The organism is Streptomyces afghaniensis, assembly GCF_044327915.1.
GTDB lineage: Bacteria > Actinomycetota > Actinomycetes > Streptomycetales > Streptomycetaceae > Streptomyces > Streptomyces afghaniensis.
The window spans coordinates 35,862-62,409 of the sequence record NZ_JBIRGJ010000003.1 but is presented as its reverse complement, the minus strand read 5'-3'; the positions used below and the strand labels follow the sequence as shown (position 1 = coordinate 62,409).

Below are 26,548 nucleotides of genomic sequence, written 5' to 3'. Positions count from 1 at the left end.
CTCCGGCCCGGTTGTGCGGCCGTCTCGACCTTAACGGCTACTCGGGCAGCCGGAGTTCCAGGTCCGTGCGCGGCGCCACGCCCTCGCGGGTGACGGAGTCCAGCAGACCGGCGACGGGGCCGCGGCCGGGCAGCTGCGCCTCGGGGTCCAGGTCGTGCCAGGGGGCCAGGACGAAGGCGCGCTCGTGGGCGCGGGGGTGGGGGAGGGTGAGCTGCGGGTCGTCGGAGATGACGTCGGCGTAGGAGACGATGTCGACGTCCAGGGTGCGCGGGCCCCAGTGCTCGTCCCGCACGCGGTGGAAGGCCTCCTCGACCGCGTGCGCGCGCTCCAGCAGCGAGGACGGCGGCAGGGTGGTCTTCAGCACGACGACCGCGTTGAAGTAGGCGGGCTGGCTGCCGGGCTCCACGCCCCAGGGCTCGGTCTCGTAGACGGGGGAGACGGCCTTGATGCGGACGCCGGGGGTGTCCTCCAGGGCGTCGATGGCGCCCTGCAGGGTTTCCAGGCGGTTGCCGAGGTTGGAGCCGAGGGCGACCACAGCCCGTTTCGGATTGCTGAGCGTGGTGTCGGCGGCGTCGACCTTGTCGACGACGGAGGCCGGTACCGGCTGTACGGTCGGGTCGCTGGGACCCTTGAGGAAGGGTGCAGTCATACTCGGCTCCGGGTGATGGTGACGGTCACGTCGTCGAAGGGGACGGTGATCGGGGCATCCGGCTTGTGGACGCAGACCTCGACCTCGTGAACCCCCTCGTGCTTCAGACATACCTGGGCGATGCGCTCGGCGAGCGTCTCGATGAGGTTGACGGGCTCGCCCTGGACGACGGCCACGACCTCCTCGGCCACGATGCCGTAGTGCACGGTCTTCGCCAGGTCGTCGTCGGCCGCGGCCGGCCGGGTGTCCAGGCCGAGGACGAGGTCCACGACGAAGGTCTGGCCCTCCTCGCGTTCCCTCGGGAACACCCCGTGGTGCCCGCGGGCCTTCAGGCCGCGCAGCGCGACACGATCCACGCGAATCACTCCTGCAATCGTCGGTGCCGGCCGGTCCGTGCCGTGTGCGGGCGGCCACCGGCCTCAGTCGAATCTACCTGCGAGCCTGGGCGGGGCCAGGCCTCGGGGGCGTGGGCCCGGACGGGACCCGGCAGGATTCACCCGGTGTTTCCCCTGGAGAACCCGGCGGCTCACGGGCTGGTAGCCGCCCATACCCGCGGGTCCGTGATTCCAACCACTTCCTGGCGCGTACCCACTCACTCGGGGGTGTCGTCCTGCTCGTCCTCGTCGTTTTCGGCCAGAACGGGGGAAGCGTGGTGCGACCAGAGTTTCCACCCCGCGGGCGTGCGCCGGAACACGTTCGTGGCGACCACGAGCTGGCCGACGAGCGGACCGAGCTCCTCGTCGCCCTTGGGGGCGGGGCCGCCGCTGAGGATGTTCTCCGTGCAGGTCACCAGGGCGGTGTCGCCGGTGACGGAGACGTGCACGTCGGTCAGGAAGAACTGGATGTAGTCGGTGTTCGCCATGATCAGCGCGTACGACCGGAGCACCTCGCCGCGCCCGGTGAGCACGGGCCAGCCGGGGTGCACGCAGGAGACCACGCCGCTGTCGGCCGGGTCGTGGTACGTCTCGTCGACGCCCAGGTCGGCGGGGGTCAGCCAGAGCGACGCCAGTTCCTCGAAGTCGCCCTGTTCCAGTGCCTCGTAGAAGGCGGTGTTGGCGGCCTCGACCTGCTCGACGTCGGTGTGCGGGGCGCTCACCGGGTTCCTTCTGCGCCGGTGCGTGCCGCTGCGATGGCGCGGGCGACGCGTACCGCGTCCGACGTGGCGCGTACCTCGTGCACGCGCACCGCCCACGCGCCGGCGTGCGCCGCGAGCGCGGAGACGGCCGCGGTGGCGGCGTCACGTTCGCGTGCGGGCGGTGGCGGGCCGTCCGGGCCGGCCAGGATCCGGCCGAGGAAGCGTTTGCGGGAGGCGGCGACGAGCAGTGGGTGGCCGAGGGCGAGGACCCGGTCGAGGCCGGCGAGGAGCGCGAGGTCGTGCTCGGCGTCCTTGGAGAAGCCGAGGCCCGGGTCGACGACGACGCGGTCGGGGGCGATGCCGCCCGCCAGGACGGCCTCCACGCGCGCGTGCAGTTCGTCGACGACCTCGGTGACGACGTCGGCGTACTCGCCGCGGACGTTGCCGCCCTGGAGGAAGCCGCGCCAGTGCATGACGACGAAGGGGGCCCCGGCGTCGGCGACGGCCGGGATCATGCGGGGGTCGGCGAGGCCGCCGCTGACGTCGTTGACGAGGGCGGCCCCGGCCGCGAGGGCCCGTTCGGCGACGGAGGCGCGCATGGTGTCGACCGAGACGGTGACGCCCTCGGAGGCCAGGCCGCGCACGACGGGGACGACGCGGCGGAGTTCCTCGGCCTCGTCCACCCGGGTGGCGCCGGGGCGGGTCGACTCGCCGCCGACGTCGACCAGGTCCGCCCCCTCGGAGACCAGGTCGAGGCCGTGCTTGACGGCGGTCGTGGTGTCGAAGAAGCGGCCGCCGTCGGAGAAGGAGTCGGGGGTGACGTTCACGACTCCCATGACCGCGCAGCGGTCCCATTCCGGTAGGCCCGCCACGCGCCCGCGTCCGCTCTGGTTGCTCATATGTTCAGCGTAGGCCCAGGGGACGGCCGCCAGGCGCTGCGGCCCGGGTCGGTCCCGGCGGGTCACGCCGCTCTGACGCTCCGTTCCGTCGTCGTGCCGTGGGCGCACGGGCGGCGGCCGGCCGGGCGACGGCGGCGCAGGAAACGCGGCAGCGGCAGCGCCAGGTTGACGAAGCCCTCGGCCTGCATGGCGGCGAAGCCGATGCGGGGCAGGTCGGCGGAGGCCCGGTAGACGACGAAGCGGGGCTCCCAGCGCGGCTGGAACTTGGCGTTGAACTTGTACAGCGACTCGATCTGGAACCAGCGGGAGAGGAACACCAGCAGCCCGCGCCAGGCGCGCAGCACCGGGCCGGCGCCGATCTTCTCGCCGCGGGCGAGCGCAGAGCGGAACATGGCGAAGTTGAGGGAGACGCGCGCGATGCCGAACCTGGGGGCGGCCTGGAGGGCGGCCACGATGAGCAGTTCGTTCATGCCGGGGTCGGCCGAGCGGTCGCGGCGCATGAGGTCGAGGGAGGCGCCGTCGGTGCCCCAGGGCACGAAGTGCAGGATCGCCTTCAGGTCGCCGTAGGGGCCGGGGTGGTCGTCCTGCTTGTGGGCGGTGGCGATGAGGCAGTCACCGTCGGCGGGGTCGCCGACGCGGCCCAGGGCCATGGAGAAGCCGCGCTCGGTGTCGGTGCCGCGCCAGTCGTCGGCGGCGCGGCGGATGCGTTCCAGCTCGGCGTCGCCGAGGTCACGGACACGTCGTACCCGGGTTTCGTAACCGGCGCGCTCGATGCGTTTGACCATCTGGCGCACGTTGCGCATCGCGCGGCCGGCGAGGGAGAAATCCGCGACGTCCACCACCGCCTCGTCGCCCAGTTCGAGGGCGTCGAGCCCGGTCTCGCGGGTCCAGACCTCGCCGCCGGTCTCGGAGCAGCCCATCACGGCCGGTGTCCAGGAGTGGGCCTTGGCCTCGTCCATGAACCGTTCGATGGCGCCGGGCCAGGCCTCGACGTCGCCGATCGGGTCGCCGCTGGCGAGCATCACGCCGGAGACCACGCGGTACGTCACGGCCGCCTTGCCGCTGGGGGAGAAGACGACGGCCTTGTCGCGGCGGAGCGCGAAGTGGCCGAGGGAGTCGCGGCCGCCGTGCTTGGCCAGCAGGGCGCGCAGCTTGGTCTCGTCCTCCTCGGTGAGGTGTGCGGCCGGGTGTTCGGGGCGGAAGGCCAGGTAGATGGTGGTGACGGCGGTGAGCAGCCCGAGGGCGCCGAGCGAGAAGGCGACGGTCCAGGAGGTGTTGCCCTGGTAGTCGACCGGGCCCTCGAAGCCGAACAGGCCGTAGATGACGTGGGTGATGCGGTCGGCCATGCTGGGGTCGCCGACCATGCGCTCGGTGTGGACGCTGACGATGAGCAGGCCGAGCAGCAGCGAACCGGCGCTCATCAGCACGAAGTTGGCCAGCGCCCGCCAGCGGCTGCGCGGGTCGGGCAGGGCGTCGAACTGGTCGCGGTGGCGCAGCAGCGGTGCCAGCAGGGCCAGGGAGATCAGCACGCCCACGATCGAGTGCCGGTACGTGAACTGCGCGACGGCACCGGCCGGCAGCAGGGCCACGGCGGCCCGCCAGGCCCGGCGCTTGCCGCGCTTGAGGCCGTGGGCGAGGAGCAGCAACAGCACGCCGGTGCTGAGGGACAGGGCGGCCGCGAACGGGCCGAGCGCGCCGGGCAGCACCTCGGCGATGGCGTGCATACGGCTGTGCCGGAAGCGCGGGAAGACGCCCGCGGCGATGTCCAGGACGCCCACCAGGGCGCAGGCTCTGCCGACCAGGAGGGGGACGGCCTCGGGGCGTGGTCCGCGCAGCAGGTGGCGCACGCGGTTCATCCGGCCGGTTCCCGCCGTGGCGCCGCCACGACTCGGAACCTCACCCGACATTTCCTCATCTGTCCTGACAGACATCGCATCCCGTAGTTCTGCGAGAGACCTTGGATCCGGTGCCGATTCGGGCATCCGGCGACATTGCGCCCTCTAGGACGGTGTCTCGGGGGAAGAGGTTCACTCCCGTCGTCAAAGCCGTTTCAAAGGCAAAGGAAAGTCCGGGACAAGCCCTCGCGAAAGTGTGCGCGCAGGGAGGCCCCCGGACGGGAAGCGCGGACAGGTAACCACCGATGGGTCTGGGTCTCACGAGCAACAAGGTGCTGGTGCTGGCGGTACTGTCCGCCGTGCTGCTGTTCGCCGGCACGGTCTGGCTGTGGCCGCGCCTGGCCCGGCGGAGCCTGCGGGCGGTGGGCGGGCGGGTCGGCCTGCTGCTCGCCACACAGGTGGCGCTGTTCGCCGCGGTGGGGCTCGCCGCCAACCAGTCCTTCGGTTTCTACGCGAGCTGGGCGGACCTGTTCGGGCAGGAGAAGGACCAGGGCGTGGTCGTCGACCACACGCCCGGCGACGGCCCGTTGGAGGTGGTCGGCTCGCGCCGGGTGCCGGGGGCGGCCGGGGTGAGTGCCCGGGCGGGCGGCCGGATCCAGCAGATCGACATCGTGGGCCGTACGACGCACATCGCCACGCCCGCGTACGTCTATCTGCCGCCGGAGTACTTTCAGCCGCGTTACCGCACCCGTACGTTCCCCGCGGCCGTCGTGCTGACCGGTTACCCGGGCACGGCGTCGGCGCTGGTGGAGAAGCTCCACTACCCGCGCACGGCACTGGAACTGGCCCGGGCGGGCCGGATGCGGCCGATGATCCTCGTGATGCTGCGGCCCACGGTGGCGCCGCCCCGGGACACGGAGTGCGTGGACGTCCCGGGCGGTCCGCAGACCGAGTCGTTCTTCGCCAGGGATCTGCCCGACGCGTTGCGCACGCACTACCGGGTGGCCGAAAAGCCGGGCGGGCTGGGCATCATCGGCAACTCGACGGGCGGCTACTGCGCCTTGAAGATCGCCATGCACCATCCCGGTGTGTATGGCGCCGGGGCCGGCTTGTCCGCGTACTACAAGGCGCCGATCGACGCCACCACGGGCGATCTCTTCCAGGGCGACAAGGGGCTGCGCAATCGCGCCGACCTGTGGTGGTACCTCAAGCAGAGGCCCGCTCCCGACACTTCACTTCTCGTCACCAGCAGCAGGTCGGGCGAGTCCAACTACAAGGACACGATGCGGTTCATAGAACGGGTGGAGGCCACCGGGCGGACGCGGATCTCGTCGATCATCCTGGAAAGCGGCGGGCACAACTTCAACACCTGGCGGCGCGAGATTCCGGCGACGCTGGAGTGGATGGGCGAGCGGCTGAACGGCCGTTGAAAATGATCTTGGGAATTGGGTGAAGGCTCGATTCCGCTCCTTCCCGAGTTCCGGTGCCGTGTGAACGCTTCGGTGGCTTTGTTTTTGCGGGGTGGGTCACCAAGATTCGCCTACGCGCGGTAAGTTTCTGGCCATGCCACGTGGACGTCATCGCCATTCCCCGCCCTTGCACAGGCTGCTGCCCCCGTCGGCGATCGCAGGCGTCTCCCTCGTCTGCGCCCTGGGGCCCTGGGTGTTCACGGAGCCGACGGTGCTCCGCGGTCTGGCCGCGGCCGCCGCGGCGACGGCGGTCGTCGGCGCGGTCGTGCTCCGCCGCTGGGACATCCAGGCGGGCAAACGCGTCGCCGACCTCACGCGCGGGCGGGCGAGCGACGAGTGGCGCTTCGAGGAGCGGGTCGCCGAACTGGAGGCCGACCTCGAGGAGTCCCGCGAGCTGCGCGCGAAGCTGGAGCAGCGGCTGCGGGCCAAGCGCACGGAACTGGCCGGGCTGCGCAACGAGCACGCCTCTCTGCTGCGCCGGTACGCCACTGCCGAGACCGAGCGCGCGAGCGTCCTGGAGGAACGCCGGGTGCTCGAGATCGAGGCGACGGCTCCGGTACGGGCCGCGCTGCCCGCGGGGGCGGACCCGACCGCGGCCGCTCCGGCGGAGGTTGACGAGGCGGCTGCCGCCGCCGGGGCCGAGGGCCTCGCCGTCGAGGAGCAGACGGCGATTCCCGCGGTGTTCTCACCGGAGGGCTCCCGGCTGTTCCTGCGTGCCGCGGTGGCGCTCGCCCGGCTCGACAGCGACTCGGCCCCGGACCCGGACGGGGGCGGCGACGGCGACGGCGTACCGAAGGGCGACGACGCGGAGCCCGCGGGGGACGACCGGAAGGACGGCCAGCGGGAGCAGCCGAACGACGACACGGAGAACGAGGCGCAGGGACAGTCCGATGCGGTCGCCGGGCACGCGCGCGCCACCGCCGGCCCCTCCGCCGCGGCGGCCGGGGCCGAGGCCGAGCGGCTTGCGCAGCCTGCCTCTTCAGGTCACTACACCGTGCCCACCGCTGTGGCCGTGGCACCGCAGACGCCGGTGCGGCGCCCCGTCTCCGAAGGCGGGTTCGACTTCTTCGGCACCAAGCACGAGACGTCACGGGCCGCCCTGGAGGCCGTGCAGAACGAGGACCTGGCCGATGTCGTCGGCCAGGAGGCCCTCGCGCTGCACAAGGCCGAGGCGGAGGCCGGGTACAAGCCCGCGGACGAGGAGTCGCGCGGAATCGGCCAGGTCATCGACCTGACGGCGCACGACGAGACGGAGCAGATCGACGTGCAGGGGCTGCGGAGCGCGGTTTCCTGACGCCCACACTGCCGAAAAGGCCCCCCGGCCGCAGCCGGGGGGCCTTTTCGGCAGTGTGGGCGTCACGCCATCCAGCGGTCCGGCCGCGCGTCCCTGCGCCCCGTCCGTGACCGCTCCGCCTGTGCCGCCAGCAGCTCGCGTGCCTCCGTCGCGTCCCGCAGCCGTGCCCGCACCGTCTTGTTCGCGCCCGTGTCCACACACACGTCGGCCACGCCCCGGGCCCGCTCCCACGGCCCCTGCGTCATCCGTACGCTCTGCACCTTCGCGTGCGGCACCAGCGCCAGGCTCCGCCGCAGCAGCCCGGAGCGCGCCGCGAACACCGCGTCCGTGACGGCGAGCCCGTACCCGCGCCACCACACCGGCACGCACCACCGGGCGCGGCGCGGCGACGGCGACAGGGCCGCCCGCTCCGGCACGGTCACCCCGGGCAGCACGCGCGCGACGACGACCTCCGCGATCTCGCGCGGAGCGACCGGAACCAGCACGGAGTTGGAGGAGCCCGCCACGTCCAGCTCCACGCGCACCCAGCCGCGCCGCCGCCACAGCAGCGGCTCCACGATCCGCACGGTCTGCACCCGCCCCGGCGGCACGGTCTCATGGGCCCGGTCCAGCAGGCCGTGGTCGATGCGCAGCCCGTCGGGGGACTCGGCCACCGTCCAGTCGTACTCGCCGACGAACCGCCCCACGCTGCTCGCGCCAGCCGCGCCCAGCAGCGGCAGGGCGACGGCCAGGACCGTCCACACGCTCTCCGTGGCCAGCCACAGCACCGGCGGCACGACGAGCGCCGCGGCCAGCGACCCCCAGGTCGCCCCGCTCAGCAGCAGCGACACGGCGAGGACGCCGGGCGGCACCCGCAGCATCTGCCGGGACGGCGCCTCCCCGACCTCGTGCGCGGTCTCGGGCGCGAATCCCGCCGCCCGGGCGAGCAGTTCGGCCCGCAGCGCACCCGCCTCGTCCGCGCCCAGGAAGGCCAGCTCGTCCTTCTTGTCGGTGCCTATGACGTCGAGTCTGAGCTTGGCGACGCCCGCGACCCGCGCGAGCAGCGGCTGGGTGACGTCGATGGCCTGGATCCGCTCCAGCCTGATGTGCGCGGTGCGGCGGAAGACGACGCCGGTGCGGATGCGCAGTTCGGTCTCGGTCACCGCGAAGTGCGTGAACCACCAGGAGCAGAAGCCGTACAGCGCCGCGGCCGGGAGGATCACGGCGAGGCCGATCAGCAGCGTGGTCGTGTCCAGCCGCGTCAGATGGCGCTGCGCCCCGTCGGGGTCGTGCACCGCCCAGCCGATCACCACGGCGACCGGCGCCCAGGCCCGCCTCAGCGGTGTGACGGGGTGCAGCCGCCGCTCGGCGATGCCGTTCCCGGCGGCGGCGGACTCAGTGGCCTCGGCGGCGTCGGGCGCTGTCACAGCCCCGCCGATCGGGCCTCGCCCAGCTCGGTGAGCCGGTCGCGCAGCCGTTCGGCCTCGGCCGGGTCCAGGCCCGGGATGGTCGCGTCGGTCGCGGCGGCGGCCGTGTGCAGCTGCACGCTGGCCAGCCCGAAGTGCCGCTCCACGGGCCCGGAGGTGACCTCGACGAGCTGCATCCGCCCGTACGGCACGACCGTCTCCTCGCGCCACAGCACACCGCGGCTGATCAGCAGGTCGTCGGCGCGCTCGGCGTACCGCCAGGAGCGCCAGTTGCGGCCGGTCATCACCCAGCCCCAGGCCATCAGCGCGAGTGGCGGCAGCGCGAAGGCGGCCCAGGCGGGCCCGGCCAGCAGGCCCGGCACCAGCCCGGCGGCCAGGCTGATCAGCCCCAGCCACACCACCAGCAGCAACCGCCGCATCTTCAGCAGCCCGGGCGGCAACGCGATCCACACCGGCTCGCCGTCGACGGCCTCCGCGGCGTCCTGAGTCTTGGCTGCGCCCGGTGTGCCGACGGAGCCTGGTGCGCCGACGGCACTCCGCGTCTCGGCCGCGCCTGGTGTTTTGGCGGCGCCCGGTGTCGTGGTGGCGCTGTGCGTGTCCGCGGCGTCCGGTGTTCTGGCGGCGCCTGCTGTCTTGGCGGCGTCCTGCGTGGCCTCCGCGCCCTCTGCCGGCAGCGCGCTCTGCGCCTCTGCGGCGCCCGGTGTCTTGGCCGCGCCTGCGGCCTCGGCGGCGCCCTGTGTATCCGCTGCGCCGGGTGTCTCGGTGGCGCCCGCTGCCTCGACGGCGCCCTGCGTGGCCCCCGCGCCCTGCGTCTCCGCCGCGCCCTCTGCCCGCAGCGCGCTCTGCGTCTCCGCGGCGCCTGGTGCCTTGGCCGCGCCCGCGGCCTCGGCCTCGGCGGCGCCCTGCGTGGCCTCCGCGCCCGGTGCCTTGGCCGCGCCCGCGGCCTCGGCGGCGCCCTGCGGTCCGGCCGCGCCCGGTATCTCGGCCGCGCTCTGCGTCTCCGCCGCGCCCCCTGCCCCCGCCGCGCTCTGCGTGTCCGCCGTGCCCGGTGTCTCGGCGGCGTCCTGCGTTCCCGCCGCGCCCTCTGTCCCCGCCGGCCCCGTGTCCTGCGGGCTCCCCGTCTCCATGAGGCCAGCGTACGTAGGAGAGACTGTGTCCATGACTCCTACGACGGAGACCATGGTCGGAATCGGCGGCGCCGCGGAGAGCACCGACATGGTGCTCAACATCGGGCCGCAGCACCCGTCCACGCACGGCGTGCTGCGGCTGAAGCTCGTCCTGGACGGCGAGCGCATCACGCACGCGGAGCCCGTGATCGGCTATATGCACCGCGGGGCGGAGAAGCTGTTCGAGGCGCGCGACTACCGCCAGATCATCATGCTCGCCAACCGCCACGACTGGCTGTCGGCCTTCTCCAACGAGCTGGGCGTCGTCCTCGCCGTGGAGCGGATGCTCGGCATGGAGGTCCCCGAGCGCGCGGTGTGGCTGCGCACGCTGCTCGCCGAGCTGAACCGGGTGCTCAACCACCTGATGTTCCTCGGCTCGTACCCGCTGGAGCTCGGCGGGATCACCCCGATCTTCTACGCCTTCAGGGAGCGCGAGGAACTCCAGCACGTCATGGAGGAGGTCTCCGGCGGGCGGATGCACTACATGTTCAACCGCGTGGGCGGTCTCAAGGAGGACCTGCCGGCCGGCTGGACCACGCGCGCGCGTGCCGCCGTCGCCGACGTGCGGTCCCGGATGGACCGGTTCGACGACCTGGTGCTCGGCAACGAGATCTTCCGGGGCCGCACCCGGGGCGTGGGCAGGCTCACGCCGGAGGCCGTGCACGCGTACGGGGTGAGCGGGCCGCTCGGGCGCGCCTCGGGCGTCGACTTCGACCTGCGCCGGGACGAGCCGTACCTCGCCTACGGCGACCTCCAGGACACCCTGAAGGTGGTGACCCGGCAGGAGGGCGACTGTCTCGCCCGCTTCGAGTGCCTCCTGGAGCAGACGCACAACGCGCTGGACTTGGCCGACGCCTGCCTCGACCGGCTCGCCGAACTGCCGCCCGGGCCCGTCAACCAGCGGCTCCCGAAGGTCCTGAAGGCACCCGAGGGCCACACGTACGCCTGGACCGAGAACCCGCTCGGCATCAACGGCTACTACCTGGTCAGCAAGGGCGAGAAGACGCCGTACCGGCTGAAGCTGCGCTCGGCCTCGTACAACAACATCCAGGCGCTGACGGAGCTGCTGCCGGGGACGCTCGTCGCGGACATGGTGGCGATCCTGGGGTCGATGTTCTTCGTCGTGGGCGACATCGACAAGTAGCCGTCACGCGGTGAGCACGTCCGGGATCCCGACCGGCTGCAGCAGCCACCCGAAGTCGCCCAGGCCGCCCGCCGCGGTGAGCTCGGCGGCCTCCCCGGCGCTCGCGAGGGCGCGTACGTAGGCGGCGGGGTCGGCGGACGCCAGCGTGAGCGGGGGGCGTGCGCCGGTCACGCCGAGGGCGCGCAGTGCCTCGCGCTGCGGGAGCAGGCGCCCGCCGGGCAGCGCGCACGCGTCGAGCGCCACATGGGCCGTGATGTCGCACGAGCCGTCCGGCACGGCCGCCATCTCGCGGCCCTCCCGGAAGCCGGTGAGCGTCCCGAACGGCGGCCGCGTCTTTGCCGTGTGCGCGTAGTCCACGGCGACGGCGAGCCCCCGGTCGAGCGTGGCGACCGCCGAGGCCCAGGCCTCGTCCCTGGGCAGGCCGATCTCGGCCCGCAGCCCCGCCTCGCCGGACAGCGGCCACCAGCGCGCCAGCCACCGCGCCTGCGGCCCGTCGACCGGCTCCCCGAGCCGTTCGGTCCCGTCCGGCCGGACGAGCACCAGCCGCGCCACGCCCGCGGAGTCCACCTCCGCGACCTCCACCGGTACGTTGTCCAGCCACTCGTTGGCGAACAGCAGCCCGGTCACGCCCCGCGGCGGCTCGGCCAGCCACTCGATCCGGTGATCCAGGCCCGCCGGCCGCTCGGCGACTTCGACGGCGTACGCGCGCGTGCGGGCCGCCACCTCGGCCGGGAGCGTGGCGAGCACCCCGGCGGCCAGCTCGCCCCGCCCGGCCGCCATGTCGACGAAGTCCAGCGTCGCGGGCCGCCCCAGCGCCTCGTCGACCCGGCACAGCAGCCCCGCCACGGCCCCGGCGAACAGCGGTGACGCGTGCACGGACGTGCGGAAGTGCCCGGCCGGCCCCTCGGCCCGGCGGTAGAAGCCGCCCGGCCCGTACAGGGCCTCCCGAGCCGCCGCACGCCACCCACGCCACTGCGGTGCCTCGCGCTCCCCGGGTCCCTCACCCCTCGTCACTGCTGTCACGGGGCCAGGCTATGCGGACACAACGAACGCAACTCCACCTTGCGGAGTACGCGGGCCCGGTGCGGATCGGCCCTCCGGTTGACCCCTGCACCTATCCCCCTTCCCTACGCTGGGTTACGTGCAGCGCCTCTATGACTTCCTCCGCAGGCACCCGATGTGGGTCGACGGCTCGTGGGCCGTGGTCCTCCTCGGGATTTCCGTGGTCGGCGGAGCGTCGGGCGGATTCGGCTCCCCGGCCGTCGCCGTTCCGCTCTCGCTGCTGTTGTGCCTGGTGGTCGCGCTGCGCCGCCGCATGCCGGAGAAGATGCTGCTGCTCGCGACCGCGGTCGGTCTGGCCCAGCTGATCACCGATGTCCAGATGGGCCCCCACGACTTCGCCATGCTGGTGATCGTCTACACGGTCGCCGCGGAGGGAGCGCGCTGGGCCTCCCGCTTCGCGCTGGTCGCCGGCCTGTGCGCGGCCCCCGTGGCCCACCTGCGCTGGCCGAGCGACCAGACGAGCGTCGCGGCCGGCATCGCCGCGACGGTCTTCATGACCGTGCCCTTCGCCCTCGCCTGGGTGCTCGGCGACTCCATCCGTACCCGCCGCGCCTACTTCGCGCAGCTGGAGGAGCGGGCCGCACGCCTGGAGCGGGAGCGCGAGGCACAGTCCAAGGTCGCCGTCGCCGCGGAACGCGCCCGCATCGCCCGCGAGTTGCACGACGTCGTCGCGCACAACGTCTCGGTGATGGTGGTGCAGGCCGACGGCGCCGCCTACGTCCTCGACGCCGCCCCCGACCAGGCGAAGAAGGCCCTGGAGACCATCTCCTCCACCGGCCGCCAGGCCCTCGCCGAGATGCGCCGCCTGCTCGGCGTGCTGCGCACCGGGGAGCACGAGGAGGGCGGCGAGTACGTGCCGCAGCCCGACGTCCAGCAGATCGAGGACCTCGTCGAGCAGTGCCGCGGGCATGGACTGCCCGTCGACTTCAAGGTCGAGGGCACCCCCCGCCCGCTGCCCAGCGGCGTCGAGCTCACCGCCTACCGCATCGTGCAGGAGGCGCTCACGAACACCCGCAAGCACGGCGGGCCCAACGCGGGCGCGAGCGTGCGCCTGGTGTACTTCGACGACGGCCTCGGCCTGCTCGTCGAGGACGACGGCAAGGGCGCCCCGCACGAGCTGTACGAGGAGGGCGGCTTCGACGGCCAGGGCCACGGCCTGATCGGCATGCGGGAACGGGTCGGCATGGTCGGCGGGACCCTGGACGCCGGCCCGCGCCCGGGCGGAGGATTCCGCATCAGTGCCCTGCTGCCGCTCAAACCCGCCGGCTGACCTCGGCACACGCCCCTCGCTGACACCTGTAACGCTCCCACCTGCAACAGAGACTGGAAGAGGCCCCGATGACGATCCGCGTGATGCTCGTCGACGACCAGGTGCTGCTGCGCACCGGGTTCCGGATGGTGCTCGCCGCCCAGCCGGACATGGAGGTCGTGGCGGAGGCGGGCGACGGTGTCGAGGCCCTCCAGGTGCTGCGCACGACCGAGGTCGACGTGGTGCTGATGGACGTCCGCATGCCGAAGCTCGACGGGGTGGAGGCCACCCGCCGGATCTGCTCGGACACCGACCCGCCGAAGGTGCTCATCCTGACCACCTTCGACCTCGACGAGTACGCCTTCTCCGGGCTGAAGGCGGGCGCCTCCGGCTTCATGCTCAAGGACGTGCCGCCCGGGGAGCTCCTCGCCGCGATCCGCTCCGTGCACAGCGGGGACGCGGTCGTCGCGCCCTCCACCACCCGGCGGCTCCTGGACCGCTTCGCGCCGATGCTGCCGGGCACCGCGAAGCAGCCCCAGCACCAGGAGCTGGAGCGGCTCACCGGGCGCGAGCGCGAGGTCATGGTGCTGGTCGCGCAGGGCCTGTCCAACGGCGAGATCGCGGCCCGGCTCGTGCTGTCCGAGGCGACCGTGAAGACGCACGTGGGCCGCATCCTGACCAAACTGGGGCTCAGGGACCGGGTACAGGTCGTGGTGCTGGCCTACGAGACGGGTCTGGTGCGGGCCGGCGGGCACGGCTGACCCCGAAGCCCGGGCCCGCCTACCTGAGGATCCCCTCCAGGAACTCGCTGCCGAGCCGGGCCACCACCGTCACGTCCAGCTGGTGCAGGACGTAGCGCCCCCGGCGGCGGGTGGTGATCAGGCCCGCCTTCTTCAGCACGGCCAGATGCCGGGATATCTCCGGGGCCGTCATGCCGTGCACCTGCGCCAGCTCGCCGGTGGTGTACGCGCTGCGGGCCAGGTGGCGGCACATGCGCATGCGCACGGGGTGGGACAGCGCGGTCATGCGCAGGGCCAGCTGCTCCAGCGTGGGCGGGGCGGCGAGCTCGGGGGAGCCGACCGGGTAGTGCAGCACCGGCTGCCAGCCGTACCGGTGCAGGACCGCCAGATGGGGCCAGCCCAGGCTCGTCGGGACGAGCAGCAGACCGCCGTCCCCCGTGGTCGTACGGCCCTCGCCCAGCTTGTCGACCGTGATGCAGGCGGCAGCCTCGTCGAGCGTCACCGCCGGGGACACCGCGGCCAGCATCTCGGCCAGGCCCTTGTGCCTGAGCAGGTCCGTCTTGTGCCGGGTGTCGGCCGCGAGTTGATGGCGCAGCCGCGACCAGGCCTCCGCGAAGAACGCCGCGTCGCAGTCCTGCAGGAACTGCCGCAGCCACGCCCGGATCCTGGGCGGGTCGGCCAGCAGCCGCTCGCTGAAGCGCAGCTGCCGCGGCCCGCGCGCGGCGGCCAGGTCCAGGGCGCGCCGGCGCACCTCCGCGTCGGACAGCGCGTCCGGACCGTGCGAGCAGTACGGCAGCGAGCACGTGAACTCCAGCGCCGCGTCCACGAACTGCTCGTCCGTCAGTTTGTCCAGCAGGTCCAGCTCCTCGGCGAGCGTGGCGCCCGGCAGTGTGCTCCGGTCGGCGATACCGGCGAAGGGCATGAACAGGTCCGAGAACGTCGTCCGCCACAGGAAGTCGGCCTCGCACATCCGGTCGGCCAGATGCGGGTCGAGCCGGGCGGTCACGCCCGTCACCCAGCCCTGGAGGCCCGGGTGGTGTCCCGGCTCGGACAGCGCGTGCAGCGCCATGCCCAGCTCGGCCAGGGGCGAGGGCACGACGGCGACACGCTCCTGCCGCAGGCCCGCGATGTCGATGTGCACGCTCATGACCTCATGGTGCACCCCGCCACTGACAACGCCCCCGTCGATTGACGGGCCTCGTCAATCGACGCGACGCCGCCCTCGGCACGGGCGCACTGTGGGACCACCGGGGCAGCCGCGGAGCCTTCGGACCTCCATCACTCCGTCCCGCAGAGGCGATCCACCATGAGCATCACGCAGCAGTACCTCCTCGACACCTACCGCGCCCGGCAGCACCACGAGGCCGCCCCGCCCGCCCCCGGTACGCACGACTGGCAGGTCGTACGGGAATGGCGCGACGAACGGCAGTTCCGGGCGGTCCTCGGCGGGCGCCCGGCCCGTCGGCGGACGCTGATTCGGCACGCCCTGGGCCGGTGGCTGCCCTCCAGGCGCCGCGCTACCGGCTGAGCTGTGCGGGCAGCCGGGTGGCGAACTCGGCGACCGCGGTCTTCACGTCCTCGACGGTCCACTCCAGCCCGGCGGACCGCACCTGCACCTCCGTGCGGGCCAGGCCCGGGCCGGTCCGGTCCCAGGCGAAGGAGAACAGGACGGTTCCGGTCTCCTCGGCCGTCCGAACCGCCGCCTCCGAGAGGACGTCGGCGTCGTACGGCAGCCACACCTGGAAGTCGTGGGTGTGCGGCACCTCCGGGTACACGCGCGCCCACGGCACCCCGGCCGCCGCGAACCCCTCGCGCAGCGCGGCGGCCACCACGCGCGCGTGGGCGACGTACTCCGGCAACCGCGGCAGTTGCCGCTCCAGCCCGACCAGCGCCGACAGGGCTGTCGGGAACTGCTGGAAGACCAGGCCGCCGTACCGGTGCCGCCAGGCCCTCGCCTCCTCCACGAGCTCGGCCGGCCCGGCGAGCGCCGCACCGCCGAACGCCTCCAGGGACTTGTAGAACGACACGTAGACGCTGTCGGCCAGGCCCGCGATCTCCGCCAGGGACCGGCCGAAGTGGACCGTGGACTCCCACAGGCGGGCCCCGTCGAAGTGCACCACTGCGTCCCGCTCCCGCGCGGCCGCCACCACCTCGGTGAGCTCCTCCCAGGAAGGCAGCACGAAACCGGCGTCCCGCAGGGGCAGTTCCAGCATCAGCGCCCCGAAGGGCTCCTCGAAGTCGCGCACCTCGGCGGCGGTGGGCAGCCGCGGCTCGCCGGTCAGGCGCACCGGCCGCAGGCCGCCGACCTCGCTGAACGCGTTCCGCTCGTGCACCTCGGGATGGCTGAGCGCGTGCAGGGCGACGGTCGGGTTGCCGCTACGGCCCGCCCAGCAGCGCAGCGCCACCTGCTGGGCCATCGTGCCCGTCGGGAAGAACGCGGCGGCCTCGGTGCCGAGCAGCCCGGCGACCTTCGACTCCAGTGCCTCGACGACGCCGTCGCCGTACACGTCGGACCGCTCGTCCAGGTCGTACAGGTCCGCCGCCCCGTCCAGCTCCGCCAGCCGCTCCCGGAGCGTCTTGTGGAAGGCGAAGCGCGCGAACACGCGCTGTGCGCCGTCGTGGGCGACCAGCCGCCGCTCCCGGAGTGATCTCCGGTCCTCGTCCGACAGTTGCCCGGTCGCCTGCTCGTCCTGTTCCGCCGTGTCACCCATGGCCCGGATCATCCCGCGCGCGGGTGCGGGCGGGCACCCCGATTTTCCATGGCTGAACGCACACCCTGTGGACAACCGAACGCCCCTCGAACCGATCGCGTTAACATGACGAGAAATCGTCCGGTACCCGGAGCGGACTGGAACGGGAAGGCCGCCGTCGAGTGAACACAACCCCACAGCCAGACCCCAGGGACCGCCCCGCGCGGCTCACCGTCGGCGTCGTCGGCGCCGGCCGCGTGGGACCCGCACTGGCCGCGTCCCTCCAGCTCGCCGGGCACCGCCCGGTCGCCGTCTCGGCGGTCTCCGACGTCTCCAGGCGCCGCGCCGCGCAACTGCTGCCCGACGTGCCGGTGATGCCGCCCGCCGAGGTCCTCCAGCGGGCCGACCTGGTCCTGCTGACGGTCCCCGACGACGCCCTGCCCGAGCTGGTCGCGGGCCTCGCCGACACCGGGTCCGTACGGCCGGGACAGCTGCTCGTCCACACCTCCGGGCGCTACGGCGCGCGGGTGCTCGACCCCGCCCTGCGCGCGGGTGCCCTGCCGCTCGCCCTGCACCCCGCGATGACCTTCACCGGCACGCCCGTGGACGTCCAGCGGCTGGCCGGCTGCTCCTTCGGCGTCACCGCGCCCGACGAGCTGCGGCTGGCCGCCGAGGCCCTGGTCATCGAGATGGGCGGCGAGCCGGAGTGGATCGCCGAGGAGAACCGGCCGCTCTACCACGCGGCCCTCGCGCTCGGCGCCAACCACCTGGTCACCCTGGTCGCCCAGTCCCTGGAGCTGCTGCGCACGGCCGGTGTCTCGGCCCCCGACCGGATGCTCGGCCCGCTGCTCGGCGCGGCCCTGGACAACGCCCTGCGCTCCGGCGACGCGGCCCTCACGGGCCCGGTCGCGCGCGGGGACGCGGGCACGGTCGCCGCGCACGTCACCGAGCTGCGCCGGCACGCCCCGCAGGCCGTGGACGGCTACCTGGCGATGGCCCGCGCGACCGCCGACCGGGCCCTGGCCCACGGCCTGCTGAAGCCGGAGCTCGCCGAGGACCTCCTCGGGGTACTCGCCCACGGGACGGACGGCACCGACGGCACCGAAGGGGACGCCCGATGACCACCACCCTGCTCAGCACCGCCGGTGAACTGCACGCACGCGCGCGTGCGGGCCGCCGCGCCGTGGTGATGACCATGGGCGCGCTGCACGAGGGACACGCCACGCTGATCCGCACCGCGCGCGCCCTCGCCGGGCCCGACGGCGAGGTCGTCGTCACCGTCTTCGTCAACCCGCTCCAGTTCGGCGCGGGCGAGGACCTCGACCGCTACCCCCGGACCCTGGACGCCGACGTGAAGCTGGCCGGGGAGTCGGGCGCGGACGTCGTGTTCGCCCCGGCCGTCGACGAGGTCTACCCCGGCGGCGAGCCCCAGGTCCGCATCACCGCAGGCCCCATGGGCGAGCGGCTGGAGGGCGCCTCCCGCCCGGGCCACTTCGACGGCATGCTCACGGTCGTCGCCAAGCTGCTGCACCTCACCCGCCCCGACGTCGCCCTGTACGGCCAGAAGGACGCCCAGCAGCTCGCCCTGATCCGCCGCATGGTGCGCGACCTGAACTTCGGCGTGGAGATCGTCGGCGTCCCCACCGTCCGCGAGGAGGACGGCCTGGCCCTGTCCAGCCGCAACCGCTACCTCTCGCCCGCCGAGCGGCGCACCGCCCTCGCGCTGTCCAGCGCCCTGTTCGCGGGCCAGGACCGGCACGCCGCGCAGGAGGCGCTGCGCGCCCGGGCCCGCGAGGTGCCCGCCACACGCGCGCGTGCCGAGGCCCTCAGCGCCATAGGCGAGTCGCGCGCGGCAGCGGACGCGCACGCCGTCGCGACGGCTGTCCCGGGCGGCCCGGCCGCCGTGCGCGCCGCCGCCCGCCAGGTCCTCGACGAGGCCGCCCGACTCGACCCGCCGCTGGTGCTGGACTACCTCGCCCTGGTCGACCCGTCCGACTTCACCGACATCGGGGACGACTTCACCGGCGAGGCGGTCCTCGCCGTCGCCGCCCGGGTCGGGGCGACCCGGCTGATCGACAACATCCCGCTCACCTTCGGAACCTTCGGAGCCGCCTCGTGACCACCACAGGCATACGACTGCACGCGCCCGCCCCCGGGTGGTCCATCTCCGCGGACGTGGTCGTCGTCGGCTCCGGCGTCGCCGGCCTGACCGCCGCCCTGCGCTGCGAGGCGGCCGGCCTCACCACCGTCGTCGTCACCAAGGCCCGGCTGGACGACGGCTCCACCCGCTGGGCCCAGGGCGGCATCGCCGCGGCCCTCGGCGAGGGCGACACCCCCGAACAGCACCTGGACGACACCCTGGTCGCGGGCGCGGGCCTGTGCGACGAGGAAGCGGTCCGCCTCCTCGTCACCGAGGGCCCCGACGCCGTACGCCGCCTCATCGAGACCGGCGCCCAGTTCGACGAGTCCTCCGAGGGCGACCTGGAACTCACCCGCGAGGGCGGCCACCACCGCCGCCGCATCGCCCACGCCGGCGGCGACGCCACCGGGGCCGAGATCTCCAGGGCCCTGGTCGAGGCGGTGCGCGCGCGTGGTCTGCGCACGGTCGAGAACGCGCTCGTCCTGGACCTCCTCACGGACGCCGAGGGCCGCACGGCGGGCGTCACCCTGCACGTCATGGGCGAGGGCCAGCACGACGGCGTGGGCGCGGTCCACGCCCCGGCGGTGGTCCTGGCGACCGGCGGCATGGGCCAGGTCTTCTCGGCGACGACCAACCCCTCCGTCTCCACGGGCGACGGCGTGGCCCTGGCGCTGCGCGCGGGCGCCGAGGTGAGCGACCTGGAGTTCGTCCAGTTCCACCCGACGGTCCTCTTCCTGGGCTCCGACGCGGAGGGCCAGCAGCCCCTGGTCTCCGAGGCGGTACGCGGCGAGGGCGCCCACCTCGTCGACGCCGACGGCGTGCGCTTCATGCAGGGGCAGCACGAACTGGCCGAGCTCGCGCCCCGCGACATCGTCGCCAAGGGCATCACGCGCCGCATGCGGGAGCGGGACGCCGACCACATGTTCCTCGACGCCCGGCACTTCGGCGCCGACATGTGGGAACACCGCTTCCCGACGATCCTCGCCGCCTGCCGCGCGCACGGCATCGACCCGGTCACCGAGCCCATCCCGGTCGCCCCGGCCGCCCACTACGCCTCCGGCGGCGTCCGCACCGACTCCCGGGGCCGTACGACCGTCCCCGGCCTGTACGCGTGCGGCGAGGTCGCCTGCACCGGCGTGCACGGCGCCAACCGCCTGGCCTCCAACTCCCTCCTCGAAGGCCTCGTCTACGCCGAGCGCATCGCGGCCGACATCGCGGCGGACGGCCTCCACGCGCGCGTGCCGCAGCCACTCCCGCACCCGGAGATCCCCGAGCACCCCCTGCAGACGCCGGAGGCCCGCTTCACGATCCAGCGGATCATGACGAACGGGGCCGGCGTCCTGCGCTCGGCGGAGTCCCTCGCGAAGGCCGCCGACCAGCTGCAGCAGCTGCACACCGACGCCCGCGACGCCCTCGCCGAGAACGGCAAGACCGCCGAGGCCGGCGTCGACACCTGGGAGGCCACCAACCTGCTGTGCGTGGCCCGGGTCCTGGTCGCCGCGGCCCGGCTGCGCGAGGAGACCCGGGGCTGCCACTGGCGCGAGGACCGCCCCGAGCGCGACGACACCACCTGGCGGCGCCACATCGTCGTACGCCTGAACCCCGACCGCTCGCTGGCCGTGCACACCACGGACACCACACACTTCCCCACGACCCTCCCGCCCAAGGCCCCCCAGGAGCAGTGACCGACGTGAGCACCCCCGACCTTCCCCTGGCCTCGTCCGGAGGCTGCGGCGACGGCTGCGCCTGCGGCGCGGACGACGAGGCATACCTGGAGTGCGGCCTGGACCCCGCACTCGCCCAGCTCCTGGCCGACGCCGGCCTCGACCCCGTCGAGGTCGAGGACATCGCCAACGTGGCCCTCCAGGAGGACCTGGCCCACGGCGTGGACGTGACCACGGTGGCGACGATCCCCGAGGACGCGGTGTCCACCGCCGACTTCACCGCACGCGAGGCGGGCGTCGTGGCCGGCCTGCGCGTCGCCGAGGCGGTCATCTCGGTCGTCTGCGAGGAGGAACTCGAGATCGAGCGCCACGCGGAGGACGGTGACCGCGTCGAGGCGGGCCAGAAGCTCCTGTCGGTCACCACCCGCACCCGCGACCTCCTCACGGCCGAGCGCAGCGCGCTGAACATCCTGTGCCGCCTGTCGGGCATCGCGACGGCCACGCGCGCGTGGGCGGACGTCCTGGACGGCACGAAGGCCAAGGTCCGCGACACCCGCAAGACGACGCCCGGCCTGCGCTCCCTCGAGAAGTACGCGGTCCGCTGCGGCGGCGGCGTCAACCACCGCATGTCCCTGTCGGACGCGGCCCTCGTCAAGGACAACCACGTGGTCGCCGCGGGCGGCGTCGCCCAGGCCTTCACGGCCGTACGGGAACGCTTCCCCGACGTCCCCATCGAGGTCGAGGTCGACACCCTGCACCAGCTCCGCGAGGTCCTGGACGCCGGCGCCGACCTGATCCTCCTGGACAACTTCACGCCGGGCGAGTGCGAGGAGGCGGTCGCCCTCGTGCAGGGCCGCGCCGCCCTGGAGGCCTCGGGCCGCCTGACCCTCGACAGCGCCAAGGCGTACGCGGACACCGGCGTCGACTACCTCGCCGTCGGAGCCCTCACCCACTCCTCGCCGATCCTGGACATCGGCCTGGACCTGCGGCCGGCGGAGTAGGGGAGCGGGTACGGGTCATGCTGCTGACGATCGACGTAGGGAACACCCACACCGTCCTGGGCCTGTTCGACGGCGAGGACATCGTCGAACACTGGCGCATCTCCACGGACGCGCGCCGCACCGCAGACGAGCTGGCGGTCCTCCTCCAGGGCCTGATGGGCATGCACCCGCTCCTCGGCGACGAACTGGGCGACGGCATCGACGGCATCGCCATCTGCGCGACCGTCCCCTCGGTCCTGCACGAGCTCCGCGAGGTGACGCGCCGCTACTACGGCGACGTCCCGGCGGTCCTCGTCGAACCGGGCGTCAAGACGGGCGTCCCGATCCTCATGGACAACCCCAAGGAGGTCGGCGCGGACCGCATCATCAACGCGGTCGCGGCGGTCGAGCTCTACGGCGGCCCCGCGATCGTCGTCGACTTCGGCACGGCGACGACGTTCGACGCGGTCAGCGCGCGCGGCGAGTACGTCGGCGGGGTCATCGCCCCCGGCATCGAGATCTCCGTCGAGGCCCTCGGCGTCCGCGGCGCCCAGCTCCGCAAGATCGAGGTGGCCCGGCCCCGCAGCGTCATCGGCAAGAACACGGTCGAGGCGATGCAGTCGGGCATCATCTACGGCTTCGCCGGCCAGGTCGACGGGGTCGTCAACCGCGTGGCCCGCGAGCTGTCCGAGGACCCGGACGACGTCACGGTCATCGCGACGGGCGGCCTGGCACCCATGGTCCTGGGCGAGTCGTCGGTCATCGACGAGCACGAGCCGTGGCTGACGCTGATCGGGCTGCGGCTGGTGTACGAGCGGAACGTGTCGCGTATGTGAGCCGGGCAGCGGCGCTGGTGCCGGAGCGGGGCGTTGTGCGACACGGCGTTTCGGGATGCCCGGCGCTGGTGCCGCTGAGGGTGGGTCCGCAGCCCGGCGGAGCGGGTGCCGCTGCGCGCACCCCGCCCAGCCGGGTGGTCCCCCGCGCCACACCAACCCGTTATGCGGAATTTGTCTGATTAGCGCGTATCGTCGCAGCATGCCCACGCCATACGGATCCCGCGGCGGCATGGCGTTCGGCGTGGAGGAGCTGCGTGTGCTCCGCCGCGCTCTCGCCCTCGCCCTCCACCCCACCTCCGCCTCGGCCGACGACGTCCAGGACTGCCTCCGCCTCGCACAGTCGCTCGACGAGGCGATGCGGGAAGGAGCCAGGCTGCGCGCCTTCCTCGTGGCCGACCTCGGCCGGTACCGCGCCGCCCTCCCCGGCACCGCCGCCGGCTACCTCACGCTCCTGGACGAGGCACTGGGCGCCGGGTACCGCCCCCACCCCGACGACGTCGCCGCCCTTCGCGCCCTGCGCGGCAACCCCACCGCGGCCGCCCTCCTGGACCGCTGCCACCTGCTCAACGGGCAGCAGCCCCTCCGCACCCGCTCGCACACGCCCTCGCCGGCCACTCGCCCGGCCACACGCCCGGCCGCCCCCGGCACCCCCACCATCCCCGCCTCCCGCACCCGCACGCGCCTCCGTCTCCTCCCTGTCCCTGGAGGCCTCTCCAGCGCCGCCGAGAACACCCCGGAGCAGCATCCCGAGAAGCAGCCCGAGAAGAAGCCCGCGCGGAAGCCGGCGGCCCCGAAGCCTGCCCCCAAGCCCACCCCGGCCCCCGCCCCGGGCACCCCGAAACCCAGCCGTCCGATCCCCACCCCCGGCGAGGTCTTCCCGCGCCGCAAGCCCACCCCGCCACCCCCTTCGAACCCCCAGCAGCTCGCCGCGGGCTGACGTGGCTACTCTGGATCCATGGACTACGTCTCCGCGCTCCTGCCCCCGGTCGTCATGGCCATCTTCTTCATCGGCGTGATCCGGGTGATCGTGAAGACGCAGGGCGGCGCCAACAAGGCCAAGGAGGACGCGGCCGTCGACGCCGCCCTCGCGCGCGTGGAGGGTGCCCGGCAGTCCTCCGCGACGCCCCCGAAGGCCGAAGCCTGACCCGACCCGCTGCCTGCCGCCCGCCCGGCACAGCGCTCCGACGGCGTACGACTCCGTGCGGCCCGCCCCCCTGGTGAGGCCCGCACTTTCGAGTCGTACGCCCTTTTTGCTCCCGTTCGCCGGTGAAGTGCCCGTCCGCCACGCCATTACCCAGATCTCCCACTATTGTTCTGAGGTGTGCCTCGCCCATTGGGAGAACTCGAAGACGCGGTCATGTCGCGGGTGTGGAAGTGGAACCGCCCGGTGACCGTTCGAGAAGTCCTGGAAGATCTTCAGAAGGAGCGGTCCATCGCGTACACCACCGTGATGACCGTTTTGGACAATCTCCATCAGAAGGGCTGGGTGCGCCGCGAGGCGGAAGGCCGCGCCTATCGATATGAGGCGGTCTCCACACGCGCCGCCTACGCGGCCGCCCTGATGAACGACGCCTGGTCGCAGAGCGACAACCCCGCCGCGGCTCTCGTCGCCTTCTTCGGCATGATGAGCGAGGAACAGCGAGAGACCCTCCGCGATGCCGTACGCATCGCTCAGGGCCCGGAAACCCAGAAACCGACCAGATCGTCGGAACTGGCCGTTCCGCCGGAAGGAACGCAACCGCCGGAACGAACCGAACCCCCGGAGAACCCCGCCTCTGCTCAGGACCCCGAGGGGCGATAGCGTCCCGGCATGTCCGCGAAGAGCCCTGAAGCCCCCGCAAAAGCCATCACCGTCCGACGGGCACGTACCAGCGATGTCCCGGCCGTGCGCCGCCTCCTTGACGCCTACGTCCGCAGCGGCATCCTGCTCGACAAAGCAACGGTGACGCTTTACGAGGACATCCAGGAGTTCTGGGTCGCGGAACGGGACGACAACGCCGAGGTCGTCGGCTGCGGCGCCCTGCACGTGATGTGGGAAGACCTCGCCGAAGTGCGCACTCTCGCCGTGAAGCCCGGCCTGAAGGGCGCGGGCGTCGGACACCAGTTGCTGGAGAAGTTGCTGCACACCGCCCGCTGGCTCGGCGTTCGCCGCGTTTTCTGTCTGACCTTCGAAGTGGACTTCTTCGGCAAGCACGGCTTCGTGGAGATCGGCGAGACGCCTGTCGACACGGATGTCTACGCGGAGCTGCTGCGTTCCTATGACGAGGGTGTCGCGGAGTTCCTCGGTCTCGAACGGGTGAAACCGAACACCTTGGGCAACAGCCGGATGCTTCTGCATCTGTGATCGCCGGGACGGACACACAAGCCAGTCGCAAGCCGGTCGCAAGACCGTCGGCCCGGTTCGTCAAGACATATTCCGTACCGCCGCCCTGCCCGGGTGCCCTATGTCCGAAACGCGCACGTTTCCGGACGGAGGCGGGGCTGCCGGTCTCTGCCGAGGGTTTGTGTTTTTCCGGCAAAAGCGGTTTGCTTTCCGAGGTACTGCAGTACTGCATATAACAGGGGACGGCGATACGGCGGACGCCGGCACACCCCGGCCCTGAAGATATCGATGAAAGGAAATCCGGTGGCACAGAAGGTTCAGGTCCTTCTTGTCGACGACCTCGACGGCGGCGAGGCGGACGAGACCGTCACGTTCGCGCTGGACGGCAAGACGTACGAGATCGATCTCACCACCGCTAATGCGGACAAGCTCCGCGGCCTTCTCGAGCCTTACGTGAAGGGCGGTCGTCGTACCGGAGGCCGTGCTGCGGGCGGGCGCGGAAAGGCGCGCGCGGCTTCGAGCGGCAGCCAGGACACCGCGGCCATCCGCGCCTGGGCGAAGGAGAACGGCTACGAGGTCAACGACCGCGGCCGTGTTCCCGCGACCATCCGCGAGGCCTACGAGAAGGCCAACGGCTGAACAGCTTCACTACCGGCCCTGCGCACGCAAGGCCGGCGGCTGGTCGCACGCGCGCCGCAGCCGGACCCGATGGCACTGTGTGGCCACCGTGTTCACCAGCCGTACGAGATCGGGGGCGTCTCCACCGCCCCCCAAGGCCGACAGCGTCGGCAGCGAGGCCTCGACCTCGCATCCCGGCTCGGGGGGCCGCAGCCACACAGCGGCCCCCTGGGAACCGAACCGGCCCAGGGGAAGCGGCCGGCTGCCGGAAAAGCCGGGCTCGGGGTACAGCGCGCCGTCCGCCTCGGGGGCCGACGGCGCGAACGCCTGCCGGGGCACGGGCCCGCCCCGCTCGGAACCCGACGCGATGAACCCGTCGGGGGGCAGCAACCCACCCCTCCCGCGCGACACCGGGCCGTCCGACTCACGGAGGAACGACGCGCCTGCCCCACAGGGCAGCGCCCCACCCGCCTCACAGAAGCCCGAGGAATCTCTCCCGCAGGGCAGCGACCCGCCCCTCTCCTCAGGCAGCGGCCTGCCGCTTTCACGCCGCATCGAGCCGCCCGCCTGGCGGGGCAACAGCGAGTCGGTCTCGCAGGGCAGCGGCCCGCCGATTTCGCGCCGGATCGAGGCGCCCGTGTGGCGCGGCAACAGTGAGTCGGTCTCGTGGGGCAGCGGCCCGCCGCTTTCGCGCCGGATCGAGCCGCCCGCTCCGCGCAAGAACGGCGCGTCCGGCTCGTGGAGGCACGGCGCGTCCGTCTCCCGCAAGAACGGCGCGTCCGTCTCGCAGGGCAGCACCCCGCCCTCCTCGCCCGGCCTCGGGCCGCCCGTCCCGCTGCAGGACCACGCGCCCGCCCCCTGAGGCAGCAACCCCCCGCCCGCCCGCTGAGGCAGCCGCTCGCCCCCGTCGCATGACCGCGGCGGCATATCCCTCCCCGGCGGCCGAGGCGCCTCCATGGTGCCCCCCGCTCCGATCGCCGTCAGGTCGAGCGGCAGCGTCCCCCACTCCAGCCACTCCAGCAGCCCGGGCAGTTCCTCCGCGGTGCCCGCGGCCACCAGGAGCCGCATCCGGTCGCCGAGCACGGCCACCGGAGAGCCCGGGGCCAGGCGCCGCAGGGCAGCGTGGCCCGCCTCGGCCGGCACGTCCAGGACGTCGTAGCGCACCCCCACCACCAGCCGCAGGGGATCGCCGGGCACCGTCGGCCAGCCCAGTTCGTTCTCGTACCACCGCCGGGCCCGACAGCTCGCGTCGAGCGGCCGGCGGGGGAGCGGGACGGGGCGAGGGGCACCGAACATGCCAAGTGCAACA

The 26,548-nt window shown here is 73.2% G+C and carries 26 protein-coding genes and 2 pseudogenes; 16 read left to right on the top strand and 12 right to left on the bottom strand.

From position 1 onward, the window contains the following. Positions 1-37 precede the first annotated feature (37 nt). From folK to ACH4G3_RS10840, 5 genes are all read right to left on the bottom strand, one after another. Positions 38-649, bottom strand: coding sequence for a 2-amino-4-hydroxy-6-hydroxymethyldihydropteridine diphosphokinase (folK, locus tag ACH4G3_RS10860; RefSeq protein WP_397624158.1), 612 nt, complete (start codon positions 647-649; stop codon positions 38-40). Beyond that, positions 646-1,005: a dihydroneopterin aldolase gene (gene folB, locus ACH4G3_RS10855; RefSeq protein WP_397624157.1), complete on the bottom strand. Its 360-nt coding sequence runs from the start codon at positions 1,003-1,005 to the stop codon at positions 646-648. The genes folK and folB overlap by 4 nt, the downstream gene beginning before the upstream one ends. A 236-nt stretch (positions 1,006-1,241) precedes the next feature. Next, positions 1,242-1,745, bottom strand: coding sequence for a nuclear transport factor 2 family protein (locus ACH4G3_RS10850; RefSeq protein WP_397624156.1), 504 nt, complete (start codon positions 1,743-1,745; stop codon positions 1,242-1,244). Then, the gene (gene folP, locus ACH4G3_RS10845) at positions 1,742-2,623 is read right to left on the bottom strand and encodes a dihydropteroate synthase (RefSeq protein ID WP_397624155.1); all 882 of its coding nucleotides are present in this window, start codon (positions 2,621-2,623) and stop codon (positions 1,742-1,744) included. The genes ACH4G3_RS10850 and folP overlap by 4 nt, the downstream gene beginning before the upstream one ends. Before the next feature lie 62 nt (positions 2,624-2,685). After that, the gene (locus ACH4G3_RS10840) at positions 2,686-4,530 is read right to left on the bottom strand and encodes a phosphatidylglycerol lysyltransferase domain-containing protein (RefSeq protein WP_397624154.1); all 1,845 of its coding nucleotides are present in this window, start codon (positions 4,528-4,530) and stop codon (positions 2,686-2,688) included. A 239-nt stretch (positions 4,531-4,769) separates the two neighbouring features. On the opposite strand from ACH4G3_RS10840, the gene ACH4G3_RS10835 reads away from it, so the two are divergent. Both ACH4G3_RS10835 and ACH4G3_RS10830 read left to right on the top strand, forming a co-directional pair. After that, positions 4,770-5,888, top strand: coding sequence for an alpha/beta hydrolase (locus ACH4G3_RS10835; protein WP_397624749.1), 1,119 nt, complete (start codon positions 4,770-4,772; stop codon positions 5,886-5,888). A gap of 133 nt (positions 5,889-6,021) precedes the next feature. Next, positions 6,022-7,221, top strand: a complete 1,200-nt coding sequence (locus ACH4G3_RS10830) for a hypothetical protein (protein WP_397624153.1) — start codon at positions 6,022-6,024, stop codon at positions 7,219-7,221. A gap of 62 nt (positions 7,222-7,283) precedes the next feature. On the opposite strand, the gene ACH4G3_RS10825 is transcribed toward ACH4G3_RS10830, so the two are convergent. After that, the gene (locus ACH4G3_RS10825) at positions 7,284-8,627 is read right to left on the bottom strand and encodes a PH domain-containing protein (protein ID WP_397624152.1); all 1,344 of its coding nucleotides are present in this window, start codon (positions 8,625-8,627) and stop codon (positions 7,284-7,286) included. Further along, positions 8,624-9,079 (bottom strand): PH domain-containing protein, encoded by a 456-nt coding sequence (locus ACH4G3_RS10820; protein ID WP_354737980.1) that lies wholly within the window; start codon positions 9,077-9,079, stop codon positions 8,624-8,626. Before ACH4G3_RS10820 ends, ACH4G3_RS10825 begins: the two co-directional genes overlap by 4 nt. 706 nt (positions 9,080-9,785) lie before the next feature. Between ACH4G3_RS10820 and ACH4G3_RS10815 the strand changes: the two genes are divergently transcribed. Then, entirely contained in the window at positions 9,786-10,937 is a 1,152-nt protein-coding gene (locus tag ACH4G3_RS10815; RefSeq protein WP_397624151.1) for an NADH-quinone oxidoreductase subunit D, read from the top strand. A 3-nt stretch (positions 10,938-10,940) separates the two neighbouring features. Here ACH4G3_RS10815 and ACH4G3_RS10810 read toward each other — a convergent pair whose 3' ends face one another. After that, positions 10,941-11,960 (bottom strand): SAM-dependent methyltransferase, encoded by a 1,020-nt coding sequence (locus tag ACH4G3_RS10810; RefSeq protein WP_397624150.1) that lies wholly within the window; start codon positions 11,958-11,960, stop codon positions 10,941-10,943. A gap of 118 nt (positions 11,961-12,078) precedes the next feature. Here ACH4G3_RS10810 and ACH4G3_RS10805 point away from each other — a divergent pair, with 118 nt between their 5' ends. Beyond that, positions 12,079-13,269, top strand: a complete 1,191-nt coding sequence (locus tag ACH4G3_RS10805; protein WP_397624149.1) for a sensor histidine kinase — start codon at positions 12,079-12,081, stop codon at positions 13,267-13,269. 68 nt (positions 13,270-13,337) lie between these two features. Beyond that, complete coding sequence (locus tag ACH4G3_RS10800) at positions 13,338-14,009, top strand: response regulator transcription factor (protein ID WP_397624148.1); 672 nt, start codon at positions 13,338-13,340, stop codon at positions 14,007-14,009. Positions 14,010-14,028: 19 nt separating this feature from the next. On the opposite strand, the gene ACH4G3_RS10795 is transcribed toward ACH4G3_RS10800, so the two are convergent. Further along, entirely contained in the window at positions 14,029-15,135 is a 1,107-nt protein-coding gene (locus ACH4G3_RS10795) for a DUF5937 family protein (RefSeq protein WP_397624147.1), read from the bottom strand. 159 nt (positions 15,136-15,294) lie between these two features. On the opposite strand from ACH4G3_RS10795, the gene ACH4G3_RS10790 reads away from it, so the two are divergent. Then, the gene (locus tag ACH4G3_RS10790; protein WP_397624146.1) at positions 15,295-15,516 is read left to right on the top strand and encodes a hypothetical protein; all 222 of its coding nucleotides are present in this window, start codon (positions 15,295-15,297) and stop codon (positions 15,514-15,516) included. Here the strand turns inward: ACH4G3_RS10790 and ACH4G3_RS10785 are convergent. Next, the gene (locus ACH4G3_RS10785; protein WP_397624145.1) at positions 15,506-16,699 is read right to left on the bottom strand and encodes a threonine aldolase family protein; all 1,194 of its coding nucleotides are present in this window, start codon (positions 16,697-16,699) and stop codon (positions 15,506-15,508) included. The genes ACH4G3_RS10790 and ACH4G3_RS10785 overlap by 11 nt on opposite strands. A gap of 161 nt (positions 16,700-16,860) precedes the next feature. Between ACH4G3_RS10785 and ACH4G3_RS10780 the strand changes: the two genes are divergently transcribed. The 10 genes from ACH4G3_RS10780 (at position 16,861) to ACH4G3_RS10735 (ending at position 25,260) form a co-directional block, all read left to right on the top strand. Next, positions 16,861-17,799, top strand: a complete 939-nt coding sequence (locus ACH4G3_RS10780) for a Rossmann-like and DUF2520 domain-containing protein (RefSeq protein ID WP_397624144.1) — start codon at positions 16,861-16,863, stop codon at positions 17,797-17,799. Then, complete coding sequence (gene panC / locus ACH4G3_RS10775) at positions 17,796-18,797, top strand: pantoate--beta-alanine ligase (protein WP_397624143.1); 1,002 nt, start codon at positions 17,796-17,798, stop codon at positions 18,795-18,797. Before ACH4G3_RS10780 ends, panC begins: the two co-directional genes overlap by 4 nt. Next, a complete protein-coding gene (locus ACH4G3_RS10770; RefSeq protein ID WP_397624142.1) occupies positions 18,794-20,503 on the top strand; it encodes an L-aspartate oxidase in 1,710 nt (569 codons plus the stop codon). Before panC ends, ACH4G3_RS10770 begins: the two co-directional genes overlap by 4 nt. Positions 20,504-20,508: 5 nt before the next feature. Continuing rightward, positions 20,509-21,483 (top strand): carboxylating nicotinate-nucleotide diphosphorylase, encoded by a 975-nt coding sequence (nadC, locus tag ACH4G3_RS10765; protein WP_397624141.1) that lies wholly within the window; start codon positions 20,509-20,511, stop codon positions 21,481-21,483. 17 nt (positions 21,484-21,500) lie between these two features. Further along, positions 21,501-22,298 carry a type III pantothenate kinase gene (locus ACH4G3_RS10760; protein WP_010044343.1) on the top strand — a complete coding sequence of 266 codons (798 nt, stop codon included), beginning with the start codon at positions 21,501-21,503 and terminating at the stop codon, positions 22,296-22,298. A 229-nt stretch (positions 22,299-22,527) separates the two neighbouring features. Further along, positions 22,528-23,235 carry a hypothetical protein gene (locus tag ACH4G3_RS10755; RefSeq protein WP_397624748.1) on the top strand — a complete coding sequence of 236 codons (708 nt, stop codon included), beginning with the start codon at positions 22,528-22,530 and terminating at the stop codon, positions 23,233-23,235. An 18-nt stretch (positions 23,236-23,253) separates the two neighbouring features. Then, positions 23,254-23,442, top strand: a complete 189-nt coding sequence (locus tag ACH4G3_RS10750; protein ID WP_338782107.1) for a hypothetical protein — start codon at positions 23,254-23,256, stop codon at positions 23,440-23,442. A 213-nt stretch (positions 23,443-23,655) separates the two neighbouring features. Beyond that, the gene (locus tag ACH4G3_RS10745) at positions 23,656-24,099 is read left to right on the top strand and encodes a BlaI/MecI/CopY family transcriptional regulator (RefSeq protein ID WP_397624747.1); all 444 of its coding nucleotides are present in this window, start codon (positions 23,656-23,658) and stop codon (positions 24,097-24,099) included. 9 nt (positions 24,100-24,108) lie between these two features. Next, positions 24,109-24,642 (top strand): amino-acid N-acetyltransferase, encoded by a 534-nt coding sequence (locus ACH4G3_RS10740; RefSeq protein ID WP_397624140.1) that lies wholly within the window; start codon positions 24,109-24,111, stop codon positions 24,640-24,642. 282 nt (positions 24,643-24,924) lie between these two features. Then, positions 24,925-25,260 (top strand): histone-like nucleoid-structuring protein Lsr2, encoded by a 336-nt coding sequence (locus ACH4G3_RS10735; RefSeq protein WP_020270127.1) that lies wholly within the window; start codon positions 24,925-24,927, stop codon positions 25,258-25,260. 9 nt (positions 25,261-25,269) lie between these two features. Here ACH4G3_RS10735 and ACH4G3_RS10730 read toward each other — a convergent pair. Together ACH4G3_RS10730 and ACH4G3_RS10725 are read right to left on the bottom strand one after the other, a co-directional pair. Further along, positions 25,270-25,518 (bottom strand): annotated as a pseudogene (locus ACH4G3_RS10730) (SCO3374 family protein); the annotation flags it as partial. 525 nt (positions 25,519-26,043) lie between these two features. After that, positions 26,044-26,535 (bottom strand): annotated as a pseudogene (locus tag ACH4G3_RS10725) (SCO3374 family protein); the annotation flags it as partial. Positions 26,536-26,548: the final 13 nt, after the last annotated feature.